The organism is Pseudomonas sp. CHM02 (assembly GCF_000612585.1).
In the GTDB taxonomy this organism is placed as follows: domain Bacteria; phylum Pseudomonadota; class Gammaproteobacteria; order Pseudomonadales; family Pseudomonadaceae; genus Aquipseudomonas.
Genome location: NZ_JFCA01000048.1, coordinates 34,493 through 51,799 on the forward strand (window position 1 = coordinate 34,493; position 17,307 = coordinate 51,799).

Below are 17,307 nucleotides of genomic sequence, written 5' to 3' on the forward strand. Positions count from 1 at the left end.
TGAAAACCCGTAAAACAATAGCGCGTGTGCAGTAAAGAATACCTCGGACGCCAAGGTCTTTTTGCCCGCCGATCAGCTCAGCAGATGCTTGGAAATCAACCGTGAGATTTCCACAATCGACGTCTTCCCCGTGAACTCAAACCTCACCTTGCCCAACGACGAAAAGTAAATCTCCAACTCCGAGTCCAAATCAAACGTGCCGGACGTCTCCACCGAATACGCCACGATGTTTTTATACGGCAGCGACGTAAAGTCCTTCTTGCTGCCGGTAATCCCCTGAACGTTCACCGCAATAATCCGCTTGGTGGTAAACACCACGCCGTCGCGCATGGCCTTGTAGGCGTCGACCACTTCTTCGTCGTCCAGCAGCAGGGCGGCGACGCGTTCGGCGTATTCGTTGTTTTGCTTGAGCTTGAAGAAGCCTTTGTTGTTGAAGTCGATCATGTCCTGCCTCTTGGGTGTATGCCGTTTTGCTCGCGGATCTGTATCTAACGCGCGCATTTTGAACGCCCTACCATGGGGGCCAAGCCGACAACCGTGGCCAAATGTTTCACGTCGACAAAATAACACCCCAGGAGCCCAGCAATGCCCGAACTGTCCAACTGGTTGGCCTATGCGCTGATCTCACTCGGCATGGTGCTCACGCCCGGGCCGAACATGATCTACCTCATCTCCCGTTCGATTTGCCAGGGGCGCGCGGCCGGGCTGATTTCCCTGGGCGGCGTGGCGTTGGGTTTTTTGGTCTACATGGTGTGCGCGGCCTTGGGAATCACGGCCTTGGTCATGGCGGTGCCGTTTGCCTATGACGCGCTGCGCTTCGGCGGTGCGTTGTACCTGGCTTACATGGCTTGGCAGGCCATACGGCCGGGCGGGCGCTCGCCGTTCCAGGTGCGGGACTTGCCCAAGGACAGCCCGCGCAAGCTGTTCACCATGGGCCTGGTGACCAACCTGCTCAACCCCAAGGTGGCAGTGATGTATTTGTCGTTGCTGCCCCAGTTCATCGACCCGAACGGCCATGGCAGTGTGCTGGCGCAATCCCTGGTGCTGGGCTTTACGCAGATTTTCATCAGCGTGAGCGTCAACGCGACGATTGCCACCATGGCGGGGTCGATCGCGGTGTTTTTCGTCACCCGGCCCAGCTGGCAAGTGGTGCAGCGCTGGCTGATGGGGTCGGTGCTGATGGGGCTGGCGGTGCGGATGGCGGTGGAAGGGCGGCGGTAGGGCGCCTTACTGGATGTCTTTGAGGTAATCCTTCAGGTTGGTTAGTGGCCCGCGCAGTTCATCCAACTGAGCAGCGTTTTGCACGTCACTTGCCAGCCGTTGCAGCTCGCGGCCCATCACCGTATCGACCCCGCCCAATGCCTCAAGTGCTTGATCGACACATTCCGCGAGTTTGGATTGAATAACGGCCAAATCCCGCTGCCGCACCAACAACCCAAATACTTCCCGCTCATACCCATCCATCACCGGATCATCCCGCAAAACCGGGCTGCCGCCGTCCGTCTCGTGCGCGAGTTTCAGTGCAAAGAGCGCAACCGCTTCCAGCGTCAATTCCATGGTTTCGGTTCCTCGGGGTGTGGGGGAGGGGATGATCACTGTTCTGTGGTCGAAAAAAAAGACCCGGGTGCAGGTGTCGGCTACAAGGCTGAATAGGGCCAGCGGCATTGATATCGGCGCAGTCTCGTAAAGACAGGAATAAACGCATTCTTTACTTGAAGGCTGCAACTCGCCGATACTAGGATGAGATAAATTCTCAAATGCATCTATCTATCAGGCCGAGGCTTTCCGTGTCGTCGCCATCCACTCCCCCTGTGCCTCACGTCGATGTTCGCACCTTGTATGTCAATCATCACGCGTGGCTGCTGGGTTGGTTGCGCAAGCGAATGCGCCATGGCGACCACGCTGCCGACCTGGCCCACGATATCTTTGTGCAGATCCTCGGCAGGCCGGAACAATTGCAGGAACTGCGGCAGCCTCGTGCCTGGTTGAGTACTGTGGCACGTGGCGTATTGGTGGATCGCGTTCGCCGGCAGCGGATTGAACGGGCTTACTTGCAGGCCATTGCGCATCTTCCGGAAGCCGAGATGCCATCGCCCGAGTCGCAGTTGATTCTGTTGGAGACGCTGTCTCGCGTAGATGCATTACTCACGGGCCTGCCTCCCAAGGTGCGCATGGCCTTCCTGATGTCGCGCCTCGAGGGCCTCAGCTACAAGGAAATCGCCGAGCGCCTGGCCGTCAGTCTCAGTTCGGTAGAGAAGTACATGGCCAGCGCCATTCGCCATTGCTACCTGGCCCAACAATGAGCCTTCACGCTCTTCCCGAACTTCCAGATTCTGTGCTCGACCAGGCCATCGGCTGGCTGGTCAGAATCGAGTCCGGTGGCTCGAATCCAGAGTTGCTGGAGGCCTGCCAACGCTGGCGTCAAGCCGATGTCATGCATGAGGCCGCCTGGCAAGCGCTGCGCAAAAGCGATGCGACCTTCCAGGGGTTGGCCGCTCTGCCCGGCACAGTAGCGCTGGATACGCTACAAAGCCTGAACAGTGGTCGCCACAGCCGGCGTCACGCGATCAAGTTGCTGGGGATGGGGCTTGTGGTCAGTGGCGTTGCCGGCTGGTCGTTGCGTGAGAGCACGTGGGTGCCCTGGGGAGCGGACTATGCCACTGGGGTGGGCGAGCGGCGCCAGTTCATGCTCAATGATGGCACTCGCCTGCAATTGAACACCGCCAGTGTCGTGGACGTTCAATTCACCGCCCAACGCCGACTGATCGCACTGCGCCGTGGCGAAATTTTCATCGATACCGGCAAAGACAGCGCCGCGCCGGACGGGCGCCGCAGCTTCTGGGTCAGCACCCCGCACGCACGTTTGCAGGCCATCGGTACCGCTTTCGCCGTGCGTGACGACCATCAAGGCACGCGAGTGCGTGTCGAGGACGGTGTGGTGGCTATTCATGGCCAAGGCGAGCCGGTCTTGATCGCTGCCGCCGAGGAATATGTGATCGATGCCAATGGCAGTCACCGTGTCGACGTAAGCAGCATTAACGCCAGTGCGTGGACACGTGGCCAGTTGGTGGCTAAACGCATGCTGCTGCGCGACCTTGCCGCCGAACTGGCGCGTTATCGTCACGGCTGGCTGCGCTGTGATCCGGATATTGCGCAACTGGAAGTATCCGGCGTCTTCCAACTCGATGACATTGACCGGGCCCTGAGTGCATTGAGCGATTCGTTGCCCGTACGTGTTGAACGTTTTACCCCGCTCTGGACCCGCATCGTTGCCCGTTAAACGCGATGAGAAAAAATCGCAAAAACATTTACGGGTTTCTCCGAGCCCTTCGACAGACAGGAAATACATTCAGTCATTCGAAAGGAGCTCAGCGTCCATGTCCCCTGCCTTTACTCCCCCCCGGCCGCTTCAGCGCAGTGCCCTTGCGCTTACCCTGCGTAGTGTTTTGCTGGCTGGTGTGACCAGCCTGCCCTTGGCCAGTTTTGCGGTGCAAGCAGAAAACATCGACAGCCGTCATTACGATTTGGCCGGCGGGCCGCTTGAAGACTCGCTCAACCGCTTCGCCCAGGTTGCCGGTATCAGCCTTCCCTTTGACCCGCAGTTGGTGCAAGGCAAACGCGCACCGGCGCTGCGTGGTGATTATGGCGTACAGGAAGGCCTCAACCGTCTGCTCGTTGACAGTGGCCTGGCGGTAACTCGGACCGCCAGCGGCAACTATTTGCTGGTTGCTCGCACCCCAGAGAGTAATGCCCTTGAATTGGGCGCTACCACCATCAACGGCCTGAGCCTCGGGGTCGCCACCGAGGACAGTGGTTCCTACACCACAGGGGCCATGCAGACCGCCACCAAGTTGCCGCTGTCCCTGCGCGAGACCCCGCAATCCGTGACGGTGATCACGCGCCAGCGCATGGATGACCAGGCCATGCGCAGCCTCGATGATGTCGTCCAGGCCACCCCTGGGCTGCGAATGTCGGCTGCGCGCCCGGCCAACAGCGAGTTTTTCGCCCGTGGCTTCCCTATCACCAACATTATGTTCGATGGCCTGCCGACCACTTACAACGCCGACTGGGTCGCCACTGCCGACCTGGCGCCTTACGACCGTGTCGAAGTGGTCCGTGGCGCCACCGGCATGATGCAAGGCGCCGGCAACCCTTCGGCAGCCATCAACATGGTGCGCAAGCGTCCCACCAAGGCGTTCCAGGCCAGTATCACCGGCAGTGCCGGCAGTTGGGACAACTATCGCAGTGAGTTGGATGTGTCCGGCCCGGTTACTGACAGCGGCAGCGTGCGTGGCCGTTTTGTGGGTGCCTACCACGACAAGGACAGCTATCAGGATTACGCAGGGCGTGAGCGCGGCGTGTTCTACGGCGTCACCGAGTTTGACCTGACCGACAGCACTACCCTGACCGTCGGTGCATCCGATCAGAACGACAATAACAACATCAACTGGGGCGGCTTGCCGGTGAACCCGAACGGTAGCCACATGGGCTTCTCCCGTTCCAAATCGTTCGGCTATAGCTGGTCGCACCAGGACATCGATAATAAAACGCTGTTTGTCGAGCTGGACCAGCGTTTCGACAACGACTGGCGCCTGCATGTGGGGGCCTCGAAAAACTGGTCTGACTTCAAGTTGGTGGGCGCGGTCCTGGAACGTAACAACGACGCGACCTACCGGCAACGAGTGTTCAACCAAGGGCGTGACTACGACCAGTCCACCTATGATTTCTTCGCCAGCGGCCCCTTCGCTCTGATGGGGCGCCAGCATGAGTTGGTAGTCGGCGCCAGCAAGCGCCAACTCAAGACCGAGGCCGTGGGTGGCACGACCTTCATCAATAATATCGACATCAACCATTTCAACCCGAATACGCCCAGGCCGTTCGTTCCAGATATCTACTCCATCAACGACAAGGTCGATCAAGAGGGCCTGTACGTCACCACGCGCTGGAACCTCGCCGACCCGCTGAAAGTCATTCTCGGGGCGCGTCTGGACTGGTACGACTCGACCTCAATCTATAACGAGACCAACGACCAGTACTACACCTCGGGCAAAACCAAGGAAACGCGCCACGTCACCCGTTATGCCGGCGTCATCTACGACCTGGACGACAACCACTCCGTCTACGCCAGCTACACCGACATCTTCCAGCCCCAGAGCGAAAAGAACAGCGACGGCGCCGGGATCAAGCCCATCACCGGCGAAAACTACGAAGTGGGTATCAAGGGCGAATACTTCGGTGGCGCGCTGAACGCCAGTGCCTCGCTGTTCCAGATCGACCAGCTGAACCGCGCGGCGGAAGTGGCAGACGCCAGCACCTGCCGGGTTATCCCTGTCGGCGCCTATGGCTGTTACGAAGCCGCCGGCAAAGTTCGCAGCCAGGGTATCGAGTTGGAGATCAACGGTGCACTGACGCCAAACTGGCAGGTCGGCGCCGGTTACACCTTCGCTCAGGCGAAGTACAAAAAGGATGCGGACAGTTCCAAGGAAGGCACCCTGTTCGACACTGACGTGCCTCGTCACATGTTCAAGGCCAGCACCACGTACCATCTGCAGGGTGATCTGAACAAGCTGCGTGTCGGTGCAAACTTCTACAGCCAGAGCAGTACCTTCAATAAAGGCCGCAACGTTTTCGGCGACTACCATATCGAACAGGAGGCCTATGCGTTGGTGGGGCTGATGGCTGGCTACCGGGTCAGTAAACACCTGGACACCCAGCTGAACATCAACAACCTGTTCGATAAAAAGTATTACCAAGGGATTGCCAGTAACTCCACGTGGAGCCCATACGATGTGTATGGTGACCCACGTAACTTTACGGTCACGGCTAAGTACACGTTCTGATTGGAGGGGGCTGGCGTGAGCACTCGTAAGCCGGCTCCCAAAGGAGACTGTGTTTCAAGGCAGAGCAGGCGGTGATCGGTAACTCTGCCGATCACCCGCTTTTCTACAGGCGAAAAAAAGACCTTGAATTTCAAGGTTTTTTTTTAAGATGGTGCCCGAGGGAGACTCGTGGGTTCCAGCTTACTGAAATTTCAACGTTGAAATTGAAAGGATCTTGAAGAAAAGAGGGCATCGTTACCGGATTGGTAATGGTGCTCACAAAGGGATCAAACGGTAGGTCAAATGCACAGGTGAACTGAAGTTCACCTGGTTCATCTGTTCACTAAGCTGGGTGACTTTGCGCTCACACGATCCTGCGGATTTCCTACCCCGTACCTTCAAGAATGCTCCAGGGGCCCTACCATCGAACCGTAGCCAAGAGATGACCCACCTTGCTTCGCTGAAGGAGCAATACTAACGGCGCCAGGGGGATACCCTGATAAAACCATGTTACGGGTGTTACTCATGTTTCATGATTAGATAAGTTAATGATTTTAAATTACTTATTATGACGTTACACCGCTGTGACAGGTTTGCCGCTATGCGTGTTACACGGCAAATGGTTGTTACATCAATGAATGGCTTGGGAGGAGCTATTTATGATGAGCACGGCAGGTCATCGCCGTGGTAGATGACTGGCAGATCGGTCATACGTGTCCGTTTGAATTGGAGAGCCATCCCATTCGCATTTGTTGACGAGAAGCTAGGGGAGTGGCAAAAACCGCTCAATCTCGCTGCCTTGCCATTTCCACGTTTGCGTCTATTACTTTTACTTCATCCATAAAAGGACGCCTGCATGTCGAACGCGAAGAAGATGAGTGTGGGGCAACTGACGATGTTGACGGCCGTCAACATGTTGGGTTCCGGCATTGTATTGTTGCCTACCAAACTCGCCGAAGTCGGCGGCATTTCCATCCTTTCCTGGCTTATCACGGCAACCGGGTCGCTGGCCTTGGCCTATGCGTTTGCGCGCTGCGGCATGCTCAGCCGCAAGACCGGCGGCATGGGCGGGTACGCCGAATACACCTTCGGCAAGTCCGGTAACTACATCACTAACTACACATACGGTTTGTCGTTGCTGATCGCCAACGTCGCCATCAGTATCACCGCGGTAGGTTATATCCAAACGTTGTTCGGCATAAAACTTGGCTCGCTGGAAGTCGGTCTGGCTACTATCGCGTTGCTGTGGATCACCACCTTCGCTAATTTCGGTGGGGCAAGCATCACCGGCAAGATCGGCGCCGTGACCGTCTGGGGTGTTATTGCGCCGGTGGTGCTGGTGTCGACTGTCGGCTGGTTTTGGTTCGACAGCAGCGTGTACGCAGCAGGTTGGAATCCTCACGACAAAACCTGGTACGAAGCCGCCGGCGCGTCGGTGGCAATCACGTTGTGGGCGTTTCTCGGCCTTGAGTCCGCGTGCGCCAACGGCGACGCAGTGGAAAATCCCGAGAAGAACGTACCCATCGCGGTACTCGGCGGCACCCTGGGCGCAGCGGTGATCTACATCCTTTCGACCAACGTCATCGCCGGGATCGTCGATAACGCCGAGCTAGTGGCGTCCACTGCGCCGTTTGGTCTGGTGTTTGCCAAGATGTTCAACCCCATGATCGGCAACATCATCATGGGACTGATGGTACTGGCGTGCATCGGTTCGCTGCTGGGTTGGCAGTTCACGGTCGCACAGGTGTTCAAGAGTTCTGCAGACACTGGCTATTTCCTGCCGATCTTCGCCAAGGCGAACAAGCACGGGGTACCGATCATCAGCATGCTGATCCTGCTGGCGATGCAGACGGTCATGGCTCTCATGACCATCAGCCCCGATCTTGCCAAACAATTTGACACCCTGGTGAACCTCGCAGTGGTGACCAACCTGGTGCCGTACATCCTGTCGATGGCCACGCTGATGACTCTGCAAAAAGTGTCCAACGTGCCAGCGAACAAGGCACTGATCACCAACATCGTGGCCTGGATCGCCGCAGCCTACAGCTACCTGGCGCTTTACAGCTCCGGGGAGCAGGCCCTGATGCTCGGCGGCGTGGCGACCATCATCGGCTACACGCTGTTCGGCTTCGTCAACACGCGCCTGATCAAACTGGAGGCCCTGAATAACAGCGTTCCGACGCAGACTGTCGCCGCTCAACATATCGTAGGCGAACCCATTCCCGTGAACGACCTGACGCTCAATCGCGTGAACCAAGCCACCTTGGAGACACAACCATGACGGAAAACAAACACCTGCTCGGCATGCTGGCGCTATTGGTCAGCAAGCAGCCCGACAAACGCAGCGTTTTCGGTCGGGCATTGATTCAGCTGATCAGCGATGTAGAAGACCGCTCCATCAGCGTGCTGACTTCGGAAAGCCTCAGTGACGCCAAGTCGATCTTAAGCACTGACCCTGCGATCCAGTGCGTGCTGCTCAGTTGGGAAATGGACGACAGTGACGATCATCAGGAATGCATCGGGCTGCTTACTGCCCTGCGCGAACGCAACACCCGTGTGCCGGTGTTCCTGATCAGCGATCGCAGCACTGCATCGAGCGTGCCGCTGATCGTGATGCAGCACGCCGACGACTTCATCTGGCTGCCGGAAGACACCAGCCGCTTCCTCAGCGGGCGGATCATGGCAGCCATCGAACGCTACCGTCAGGCCGTGTTGCCGCCGATGTTCGGCGCGCTGCTCAAGTTCGCCCGCAGCTATGAGTACTCGTGGCACACGCCAGGCCATGCCGGCGGTACGGCATTCTTGAAGAGCACCGCAGGCCGGGCGTTCTACGAGTTTTTTGGCGAGAACCTGCTGCGTTCCGACCTGTCGATTTCCGTCGGCGAACTGGGCTCGTTGCTCGACCACAGTGGCCCCATCGGCCAGGGCGAGCGCTATGCGGCGAAGGTGTTCGGCGCTCATCGCACGTACTACGTGACCAACGGCTCGTCGATGTCCAACCGCGTGATCCTGATGGCCAGCGTAACCCGCGACCAGATCGCCCTGTGCGACCGCAATTGTCACAAGTCTGCCGAGCACTCGATGACGCTGTCCGGGGCTATCCCGACCTACCTGGTGCCCACTCGCAATCGCTTCGGCATCATTGGCCCGATCCTGCCGCAGACCTTAAGCGCCGACAGCGTGAAAGCGGCGATTGCCAACAACCCGCTGGTGAAAGGCCACATTGACCCGACGCCTGTGCACGCCATCATCACTAACTCCACCTACGATGGCCTGACGTACAATGTGACACGGGTTGAAGAACTGCTGGGGAAAAGCGTCGACCGCCTGCATTTTGACGAGGCCTGGTACGGCTACGCGCGCTTCAACCCGTTGTACAAGGATCGCTTCGCGATGCACGGCAGCCCCGACGATCATGACCCGTCCAAGCCCACTGTGTTCGCCACGCAATCGACCCACAAGCTGCTGGCGGCGCTGTCTCAGGCCTCGATGATTCATGTGCGCAACGGGCGCAACCCGATCCCCCACGGACGCTTCAACGAGTCGTACATGATGCACGCCTCGACCTCGCCCAACTACGCGATCATGGCCTCGTGCGACGTCAGCTCAGCGATGATGGAAGCCCCCAGCGGGCAGATTTTGACCAACGAATCCATTGAAGAAGCCATCGCGTTTCGGCAGGTGATTTCGCGCATGCAGAGCGACATGCTCAGCAACGATGACTGGTTTTTCTCCTGCTGGCAGCCGCCGTCAGTGCCGGTGGGCGCGACTTCGATTCCGTTCCACGAGGTCGACCCCGCCAAACTCAAGGCCGACCCCAATTGCTGGGTGCTGCACCCGAACGAGGTCTGGCACGGCTTCGGCGACATCGAAGACGGCTACTGCATGCTCGACCCGATCAAGGTGTCGATCCTGAGCCCCGGCATGGGCGACGACGGCAACCTGCTCGACTTCGGCATCCCGGCCTGTGTGCTCAGCGCGTACCTGGGACGCCAGGGCATCGTGGTCGAGAAAACCACCGATTTCACCATCCTCTTTCTGTTCTCCATCGGCATCACCAAAGGCAAGTGGGGCACGCTGGTCAACGCACTGCTGGACTTCAAGCGTGACTACGACACCAACCTGGAACTGGAGCTGTGCCTGCCAGATCTGCTCGCAGCCAACCAGCAGCGTTACACGGGAATGGGGTTGAAGGACCTGGCCGAAGAGATCTTCGTAGCCATGAAAAAAACCAGAACCACCGCAGCCATGGCCCAGGCGTTCGGCACACTGCCACAAGCGGAGTTCAGCCCGGTGGAGGCGTACGAAAAACTGGTGAGAAACGAGGTCGAGCAGGTGACATTGGAGGGGGCCGCCGGACGCGTAGCTGCAACGGGCATCGTGCCGTATCCGCCAGGCATTCCACTGCTGATGCCGGGGGAGAACGCAGGGCCGTCGGATGGGCCGCTGTTGGCGTATTTGAAGGCGCTTGAGAGCTTCGACCAGTCTTTCCCAGGATTTACGCATGACACGCATGGGATTGAGAGTGAGGCAGGGGTTTATCGGTTGTTGGTTTTGAAATGAGGGGGTGGCAGCGTCGGTAGCGGCGCACAGCGCAAGGACTGCCTTTGTATCGGTGATCGGTTTCTGAGTGGGCATGTGGCTCGCGATACAATTTGGTCATCGCGGGACACCTGTCTGTCGGGCCTGGCGCCCGGTCAGGCTTCATCATCACCTTCTCCAACTGCGGCAAACAGCCTGACCTCCATCGTCAATTCCGCGTCAATTCCGGCGTGCCCATCCGTGATGCCCTGGAGCATGCATCCGATCTTCTCCACTGTTCAAAAATGCTGGCATTGGATGCAGCGATGGATAACAGCGCGGATCGGTATGCCTGGGCGGCGCATTATTTGGGAGAGATGGGGAAGGCGGTGGTGGATGATTTGGCGAATGGGATGTTGCCGAATGGGGTGACAGAGGAGGGGGATTCGGTTGGTGTGTAGGCAGGTGGTTTGAGGGTGTTGGGGCTGGCGTAATCGCAGGCAAGCCAGCTCCCACATTGGACCGTATTCCAAGTGGTAATGGGCGGTGAGTGAGGAATCAGCTGACCGCCCACTTTTCTAAAGACGAAAAAAAAGACCTTGAATTTCAAGGTCTTTTTTAAGATGGTGCCCCGAGGGAGACTCGAACTCCCACTCCTTTCGAAAACGGATTTTGAATCCGCCGCGTCTACCAATTCCGCCATCAGGGCTCAATGGCGGCGAAGTATAGAGAGGTGATTACCGTTGGTCAATCACGTTTCATGGTCAATTTTGACTATTTCCGCTAGACTTCCCGGCCCTGCTAGACGAACCCCATCATGCGCGTTGCTGACTTTACTTTTGAGCTCCCTGATTCGCTGATCGCTCGCCATCCTTTGGCCGAGCGTCGCGCCAGTCGACTGCTGACCCTGGACGGGGTGAGTGGTGCCCTCGCACACCGTCAATTCACTGATTTGCTTGAGCATTTGCGCCCAGGCGATCTGATGGTGTTCAACAATACCCGGGTGATTCCGGCGCGGCTGTTTGGCCAGAAAGCTTCCGGCGGCAAGCTGGAAATTCTGGTGGAGCGGGTGCTGGACAGCCACCGCGTGCTGGCCCATGTGCGCTCCAGCAAGTCGCCGAAACCGGGGTCGAGCATCCTGATCGATGGCGGTGGCGAAGCCGAGATGGTGGCGCGTCATGATGCGCTGTTCGAGCTCAAGTTCGCCGAAGAGGTGTTGCCGTTGCTGGAGCGTGTCGGCCATATGCCGTTGCCTCCTTATATAGACCGCCCCGACGAAGACTCGGACCGCGAGCGCTATCAGACGGTGTACTCCCAGCGCTTGGGCGCCGTCGCTGCACCGACTGCCGGGCTGCATTTCGACCAGCCGCTGCTGGACGCGATTGCCGCCAAAGGTGTCGAGACCGCTTATGTGACCCTGCACGTGGGGGCCGGCACGTTTCAGCCGGTGCGTGTGGATAACATCGAAGACCACCATATGCACAGCGAGTGGCTGGAAGTCAGCCAGGACGTCGTGGACGCGGTTCAAGCGTGCAAGGCACGCGGCGGGCGGGTGATCGCGGTGGGCACCACCAGCGTGCGCTCGCTGGAGAGTGCGGCGCGTGATGGTGTGCTCAAGCCGTTCAGTGGCGACACGGACATCTTTATCTACCCAGGCCGGCCGTTCCATGTGGTCGATTGCCTGGTCACCAACTTCCATTTGCCGGAATCCACGCTGTTGATGCTGGTGTCGGCATTTGCCGGTTATCCCGAGACCATGGCCGCTTATCAAGCCGCCATCGACAATGGGTACCGTTTTTTCAGCTACGGTGATGCGATGTTTATCACCCGTAACCCGGCGCCACGCGGCCCAGAGGAACAACTATGAGTCGTATGTCGTTTGAATTGCTCGCCACCGACGGCAAAGCCCGTCGTGGTCGCCTGACTTTTCCGCGCGGCACCGTCGAGACCCCGGCGTTCATGCCCGTGGGCACCTACGGCACCGTCAAGGGCATGCTGCCGCGTGACATCGTCGCCACCGGCGCCGAGATCATCCTCGGCAACACTTTCCACCTGTGGCTGCGCCCTGGCACGGAAGTGATCAAGAAGCATGGCGACCTGCATGACTTCATGAAGTGGCAAGGCCCGATCCTGACCGACTCGGGTGGATTCCAGGTGTTCAGCCTGGGCGCCATGCGCAAGATCAAGGAGGAGGGCGTGACCTTCGCCTCGCCGGTGGACGGTTCCAAAGTGTTCATGGGCCCGGAAGAGTCGATGCAGGTGCAGCGCGACCTGGGCTCCGACATCGTGATGATTTTCGACGAGTGCACGCCGTACCCGGCTGACGGAGACGTCGCGCGGATTTCCATGGAGTTGTCCCTGCGTTGGGCCCAGCGTTCGAAAAATGCCCATGGCGACAACACGGCGGCGCTGTTCGGTATCGTCCAGGGCGGCATGCACGAAAGCCTGCGCAAACGCTCGCTGGAAGGCCTCGACAAGATCGGTTTTGACGGCCTGGCCATCGGCGGTTTGTCGGTGGGCGAGCCCAAGCACGAAATGATCAAGGTGCTGGATTACCTGCCAGGCCTGATGCCGGCTGACAAACCTCGTTACCTTATGGGCGTTGGCAAACCGGAAGATCTCGTAGAGGGTGTGCGCCGCGGTGTGGACATGTTCGATTGCGTGATGCCAACCCGTAATGCCCGCAATGGGCATCTGTTCATCGATACAGGCGTGCTGAAGATCCGTAACGCGTTCCATCGCCATGATGATTCGCCGCTGGATCCCACCTGTGACTGCTACACCTGCCAGAACTTCTCCCGTGCTTATCTGCACCATCTGGACAAGTGTGGGGAAATGCTGGGTAGCATGTTGAATACCATCCACAATTTGCGTCACTACCAAGTCCTGATGGCTGGTTTGCGCGAGGCTATTCAACAGGGTACATTGGCCGCCTTCGTCGATGCCTTCTATGCCAAGCGCGGGCTCCCTGTGCCGCCCTTGGACTGAGTTTTCCGACCCTAAGATTCACTATTTGCAACTGGAGTGCTAAATGAGCTTTTTTATCTCTAACGCCATGGCTGACGCCGCTGCGCCTGCCGCTGCCGGTCCTATGGGCGGTGGTTTCGAGTGGATTTTCCTGGTCGGCTTCCTGGTTATCTTCTACCTGATGATCTGGCGTCCACAGGCCAAGCGCGCCAAAGAGCAGAAGAACCTGCTCGGCAGCCTGCAAAAAGGTGACGAAGTTGTGACCACCGGCGGCATCGCTGGCAAGATCACCAAGGTTTCCGACGCTTTCGTGGTACTGGAAGTCTCCGACACCGTAGAAATGAAGTTCCAGAAGGGCGCCATCGCCGCCACGCTGCCAAAAGGCACGCTCAAAGCGATCTGAGTAACAACCTTTACCAATCGACGGGGCGCGCAAGGCGCCCCGCGTTATAAGCGGGCGGCGTGATGCTGAACAAATACCCTCTGTGGAAATACGTACTGATCCTGGCGGTGCTGGCGATCGGTTTTATTTATTCCGCTCCCAATCTCTATCCTGATGACCCGGCGATCCAGATCACGGGCGCCAGCACTTCGCTGCAGGTCAATCAGGCTGATCTGGACCGCGCGAGCAAAGCGCTCACTGACGCGGGTATCCAGGTCAAGGCGGCAACGTTGGCGGCTGATGCGAAGGGCGGCTTGCTGCGCCTGACCAAGGCAGAAGACCAATTGCCGGCCAAAGATGTCGTGCGCAAGGCCATGGGTGACGACTACGTGGTCGCGCTCAACCTGGCACAGACCACGCCGACCTGGCTGCGCAAGATCGGCGCGCACCCGATGAAGCTGGGCCTGGACTTGTCCGGTGGTGTGCACTTCCTGCTGGAAGTCGACATGGACAAAGCCCTCGACGCCCGCCTGAAGGTCTACGAAGGCGACGTGAAGAGCCTGCTGCGTAAAGAGCGCCTGCGTTATCGCAGCCTGCCGCAGCTCAACGGTGCCATCCAGCTGGGCTTCTCTGACGAAGCGTCCCGCGAACAGGCCCGTGCACTGATCCGCAAGAACTTCAACGATTTCGACATCGTACCGGCTGACCTCAACGGCCAGGCTGTACTGCGTCTGGCGATGACCCCAGCCAAGCTGGCGGAAATCCGCGAATACTCCATCAAGCAGAACTTGACCACGGTACGTAACCGCGTCAACGAGCTGGGTGTGGCCGAGCCGATCGTTCAGCGCCAGGGCGCCAACCGCATCGTGGTTGAGCTGCCGGGCGTGCAGGACACCGCTGAAGCCAAGCGTATCCTGGGCAAGACCGCCAACCTGGAATTCCGCCTGGCGGCTGAGCCGGGTGCTACCCGCGCGACTGCCGAAGAGTTCGAGTTCCGCGAAGGCAACCGTCCTCCTGCACTGATCGAGCGTGGCTTGATCATCACCGGTGACCAGGTCACCGACGCCAAGGCCGGTTTCGGCGAGCATGGTACCCCTGAAGTGAACATCCGCCTGGATGGTCATGGTGGCGAACTGATGAGCCGCGCCACGCGCAGCAACGTCGGTCGCAGCATGGCAGTGATCTTCATCGAGCAACGCCCGATCACCACCTACACCAAGCAGATGGTCAACGGCGTCGAAAAAGACGTACCGGTCCAGACCTTCAAGGAAGAGAAGAAGATCATCAGCCTGGCGACCATCCAGTCGCCGCTGGGTGCCCAGTTCCGTATCACCGGCCTGAACGGCCAGGGCGAGTCGTCGGAACTGGCCCTGCTGCTGCGTGCCGGTGGCCTGGCTGCACCGATGTACTTCGCTGAAGAGCGTACCATCGGCCCGAGCCTGGGTGCCGACAACATCACCAAGGGTATCGATGCGGCCTTGTGGGGCATGCTGTTCGTGTCCCTGTTCATCATCGCCATCTATCGCTTCTTCGGCATCATCGCCACCGTGGCCCTGGCGGGCAACATGGTGATGCTGCTGGCCCTGATGTCGCTGCTGGGCGCTACGCTGACCCTGCCAGGTATCGCCGGTATCGTACTCACCATGGGTATGGCGGTAGACGCCAACGTTCTGATCTTCTCGCGGATCCGTGAAGAGATCGCGGCGGGCATGACCGTACAGCGTGCAATCAATGAAGGCTTCGGCCGGGCATTTACTGCGATTCTCGATTCCAACCTGACCACTCTGCTGGTCGGCGGGATTCTCTTTGCCATGGGCACCGGCCCGGTCAAAGGTTTTGCGGTGACCATGTCCCTCGGTATCTTTACCTCGATGTTCACGGCCATCATGGTGACCCGCGCAATGGTCAACCTGATCTTTGGCGGACGTGACTTCAAGAAGTTGTGGATTTAAGGGGCTGCCATGTTACGTACAATCAACTTCATGGGCGTTCGCAACATTGCGTTCGGCGTCACTGTGCTCCTTACCGTTCTGGCGTTGTTCAGCTGGTTCCATAAGGGCCTGAACTACGGTCTGGACTTCACCGGCGGTACGCTCATCGAGCTGACCTACGAGAAGCCCGCCGACGTTACCCTGGTGCGCAACGAGCTGGTCAAGGCCGGCTATCACGAAGCCATCGTGCAAAGCTTCGGTGCAACGACCGACCTGCTGGTGCGTATGCCGGGCGAAGACCCGCAACTGGGTCACCAGGTAGCCGAGGCCTTGCAGAAGGTCGGCGGCGATAACCCGGCGTCGGTCAAGCGCGTCGAGTTCGTGGGCCCGCAGGTCGGTGAAGAGCTGCGCGACCAGGGCGGCCTCGGCATGCTGATGGCGCTGGTCGGCATCATGATCTACCTGGCGTTCCGCTTTCAGTGGAAGTTCGGTGTCGGCGCCATTGTCTCGCTGATCCACGACGTGATCGTGACCGTGGGTATCCTGGCGTACTTCCAGGTGACCTTCGACCTGACCGTATTGGCGGCGGTGCTGGCGATCATTGGTTACTCCCTCAACGACACCATCGTGGTATTCGACCGGGTTCGCGAGAACTTTCGTGTACTGCGCAAGGCAACCTTGATCGAGAACATCAACATCTCCACCACCCAGACCCTGCTGCGGACCATGGCAACGTCGATCTCCACCTTGCTGGCGATTGCTGCGCTGATGATCTTCGGTGGCGACAACCTGTGGGGCTTCTCCCTGGCGCTGTTCATCGGCGTTCTGGCGGGTACCTACTCGTCGATCTACATCGCCAACGTGGTGCTGATCTGGCTGAACCTCAACAGCGAAGACCTGATTCCTCCAGCCGCTACCGGCAAGGAGGTCGACGACCGCCCTTGATGGGCGCTTGTTGATCGCTGTGACAAGAAAGGCGCGAGTATTGAACTCGCGCCTTTTTTTTTGCTCCAAGGCTGGGTATAGCGCGGACGTTTCGGTCCGCTTGTGATGGTCAGGAGGTTCAACGTGAACAAGTCGTTGCTGGTTGGTGCGGTATTGGGTGCTGTCGGTGTGACTGCCGGGGGTGCTGTTGCCACCTACAGCCTGGTAAAAAGCGGCCCTGAGTATGCGCAAGTGCTGGCGGTGCAGCCGGTGAAAACCCAGATCAAAACGCCTCGCGAGGTCTGCAAGGACGTCGCCGTGACCCGGCAGAAGCCGGTTCAGGATCAACACCAGATCGTCGGTACCGTCGTGGGGGCGCTGGCCGGTGGCCTGCTGGGCAATCAGGTCGGTGGCGGTAATGGCAAGAAGCTGGCTACCGTAGCCGGCGCGGTCGGTGGTGGTTATGCCGGTAACAAGGTTCAGGAAGGCATGCAGAACCGCGATACCTATACCACCACGCAAACCCGTTGTAACACCGTCAACGACATCAGCGACAAGGTGGTCGGCTATGACGTGCGTTACAACCTGGATGGCAAGGAAGGCACTGTGCGCATGGAGCGTGACCCTGGCAGCCAGATCCCTGTCGACAAAGAAGGTCGTCTGATCTTGGGCCAGAACCAACAGTAACTCGCGCCGCAAAACCCGTAGGAGCCGGCTTGCCGGCGATAGCGCTGGACCAGCTGGCTCAGTCGGCGCCTGGCGC

The 17,307-nt window shown here is 58.8% G+C and carries 15 protein-coding genes and 1 tRNA gene; 13 read left to right on the top strand and 3 right to left on the bottom strand.

What is annotated here, in order from left to right:
- Positions 1-72: 72 nt before the first annotated feature.
- On the bottom strand, positions 73-444 hold the full coding sequence (locus BM70_RS0124710) for a PH domain-containing protein (protein ID WP_025858520.1): 372 nt from the start codon (positions 442-444) through the stop codon (positions 73-75).
- A gap of 141 nt (positions 445-585) precedes the next feature.
- Between BM70_RS0124710 and BM70_RS0124715 the strand changes: the two genes are divergently transcribed.
- Positions 586-1,221: a LysE family translocator gene (locus tag BM70_RS0124715; protein WP_025858521.1), complete on the top strand. Its 636-nt coding sequence runs from the start codon at positions 586-588 to the stop codon at positions 1,219-1,221.
- A gap of 6 nt (positions 1,222-1,227) precedes the next feature.
- Here the strand turns inward: BM70_RS0124715 and BM70_RS0124720 are convergent, their stop codons facing one another.
- Complete coding sequence (locus BM70_RS0124720; RefSeq protein WP_025858522.1) at positions 1,228-1,557, bottom strand: hypothetical protein; 330 nt, start codon at positions 1,555-1,557, stop codon at positions 1,228-1,230.
- Positions 1,558-1,787: 230 nt separating this feature from the next.
- Between BM70_RS0124720 and BM70_RS0124730 the strand changes: the two genes are divergently transcribed.
- The 6 genes from BM70_RS0124730 to BM70_RS0124755 all read left to right on the top strand — a co-directional run bounded on the left by BM70_RS0124730 (position 1,788) and on the right by BM70_RS0124755 (position 10,801).
- Positions 1,788-2,303: a sigma-70 family RNA polymerase sigma factor gene (locus BM70_RS0124730; protein WP_025858523.1), complete on the top strand. Its 516-nt coding sequence runs from the start codon at positions 1,788-1,790 to the stop codon at positions 2,301-2,303.
- Positions 2,300-3,280 (top strand): FecR family protein, encoded by a 981-nt coding sequence (locus BM70_RS0124735; RefSeq protein WP_025858524.1) that lies wholly within the window; start codon positions 2,300-2,302, stop codon positions 3,278-3,280. The genes BM70_RS0124730 and BM70_RS0124735 overlap by 4 nt, the downstream gene beginning before the upstream one ends.
- A 97-nt stretch (positions 3,281-3,377) precedes the next feature.
- Positions 3,378-5,840 carry a TonB-dependent siderophore receptor gene (locus BM70_RS0124740; RefSeq protein ID WP_025858525.1) on the top strand — a complete coding sequence of 821 codons (2,463 nt, stop codon included), beginning with the start codon at positions 3,378-3,380 and terminating at the stop codon, positions 5,838-5,840.
- Positions 5,841-6,675: 835 nt separating this feature from the next.
- Positions 6,676-8,100, top strand: coding sequence for a putrescine-ornithine antiporter (gene potE, locus BM70_RS0124745; protein ID WP_025858526.1), 1,425 nt, complete (start codon positions 6,676-6,678; stop codon positions 8,098-8,100).
- Positions 8,097-10,382: an Orn/Lys/Arg decarboxylase N-terminal domain-containing protein gene (locus tag BM70_RS0124750; RefSeq protein WP_025858527.1), complete on the top strand. Its 2,286-nt coding sequence runs from the start codon at positions 8,097-8,099 to the stop codon at positions 10,380-10,382. The genes potE and BM70_RS0124750 overlap by 4 nt, the downstream gene beginning before the upstream one ends.
- A 98-nt stretch (positions 10,383-10,480) precedes the next feature.
- Complete coding sequence (locus BM70_RS0124755) at positions 10,481-10,801, top strand: DUF3077 domain-containing protein (RefSeq protein ID WP_371262179.1); 321 nt, start codon at positions 10,481-10,483, stop codon at positions 10,799-10,801.
- A gap of 163 nt (positions 10,802-10,964) precedes the next feature.
- Here BM70_RS0124755 and BM70_RS0124760 read toward each other — a convergent pair.
- Positions 10,965-11,049, bottom strand: a tRNA-Leu gene (locus BM70_RS0124760).
- Between the two features lie 108 nt (positions 11,050-11,157).
- Between BM70_RS0124760 and queA the strand changes: the two genes are divergently transcribed.
- From queA to BM70_RS0124790, 6 genes are all read left to right on the top strand, one after another.
- Complete coding sequence (queA, locus tag BM70_RS0124765; protein WP_025858529.1) at positions 11,158-12,207, top strand: tRNA preQ1(34) S-adenosylmethionine ribosyltransferase-isomerase QueA; 1,050 nt, start codon at positions 11,158-11,160, stop codon at positions 12,205-12,207.
- Positions 12,208-12,212: 5 nt separating this feature from the next.
- Entirely contained in the window at positions 12,213-13,328 is a 1,116-nt protein-coding gene (tgt, locus tag BM70_RS0124770; protein ID WP_043274365.1) for a tRNA guanosine(34) transglycosylase Tgt, read from the top strand.
- A gap of 43 nt (positions 13,329-13,371) precedes the next feature.
- A complete protein-coding gene (gene yajC / locus BM70_RS0124775) occupies positions 13,372-13,710 on the top strand; it encodes a preprotein translocase subunit YajC (RefSeq protein ID WP_003175975.1) in 339 nt (112 codons plus the stop codon).
- 62 nt (positions 13,711-13,772) lie between these two features.
- On the top strand, positions 13,773-15,641 hold the full coding sequence (secD, locus tag BM70_RS0124780; RefSeq protein ID WP_025858531.1) for a protein translocase subunit SecD: 1,869 nt from the start codon (positions 13,773-13,775) through the stop codon (positions 15,639-15,641).
- 9 nt (positions 15,642-15,650) lie between these two features.
- Positions 15,651-16,565, top strand: a complete 915-nt coding sequence (gene secF, locus BM70_RS0124785; RefSeq protein WP_025858532.1) for a protein translocase subunit SecF — start codon at positions 15,651-15,653, stop codon at positions 16,563-16,565.
- 123 nt (positions 16,566-16,688) lie between these two features.
- Positions 16,689-17,231, top strand: coding sequence for a glycine zipper 2TM domain-containing protein (locus BM70_RS0124790; RefSeq protein WP_025858533.1), 543 nt, complete (start codon positions 16,689-16,691; stop codon positions 17,229-17,231).
- Positions 17,232-17,307: the final 76 nt, after the last annotated feature.

Excerpts from the sequence above, each read along its gene's own strand:
- BM70_RS0124710 (WP_025858520.1), bottom strand. The coding sequence starts at position 444 with ATGATCGACTTCAACAACAAAGGCTTCTTCAAGCTCAAGCAAAACAAC.
- BM70_RS0124715 (WP_025858521.1), top strand. The coding sequence starts at position 586 with ATGCCCGAACTGTCCAACTGGTTGGCCTATGCGCTGATCTCACTCGGC.
- BM70_RS0124720 (WP_025858522.1), bottom strand. The coding sequence starts at position 1,557 with ATGGAATTGACGCTGGAAGCGGTTGCGCTCTTTGCACTGAAACTCGCG.
- BM70_RS0124735 (WP_025858524.1), top strand. The coding sequence starts at position 2,300 with ATGAGCCTTCACGCTCTTCCCGAACTTCCAGATTCTGTGCTCGACCAG.
- BM70_RS0124740 (WP_025858525.1), top strand. The coding sequence starts at position 3,378 with ATGTCCCCTGCCTTTACTCCCCCCCGGCCGCTTCAGCGCAGTGCCCTT.
- potE (WP_025858526.1), top strand. The coding sequence starts at position 6,676 with ATGTCGAACGCGAAGAAGATGAGTGTGGGGCAACTGACGATGTTGACG.
- BM70_RS0124750 (WP_025858527.1), top strand. The coding sequence starts at position 8,097 with ATGACGGAAAACAAACACCTGCTCGGCATGCTGGCGCTATTGGTCAGC.
- queA (WP_025858529.1), top strand. The coding sequence starts at position 11,158 with ATGCGCGTTGCTGACTTTACTTTTGAGCTCCCTGATTCGCTGATCGCT.
- tgt (WP_043274365.1), top strand. The coding sequence starts at position 12,213 with ATGTCGTTTGAATTGCTCGCCACCGACGGCAAAGCCCGTCGTGGTCGC.
- yajC (WP_003175975.1), top strand. The coding sequence starts at position 13,372 with ATGAGCTTTTTTATCTCTAACGCCATGGCTGACGCCGCTGCGCCTGCC.
- secD (WP_025858531.1), top strand. The coding sequence starts at position 13,773 with ATGCTGAACAAATACCCTCTGTGGAAATACGTACTGATCCTGGCGGTG.
- secF (WP_025858532.1), top strand. The coding sequence starts at position 15,651 with ATGTTACGTACAATCAACTTCATGGGCGTTCGCAACATTGCGTTCGGC.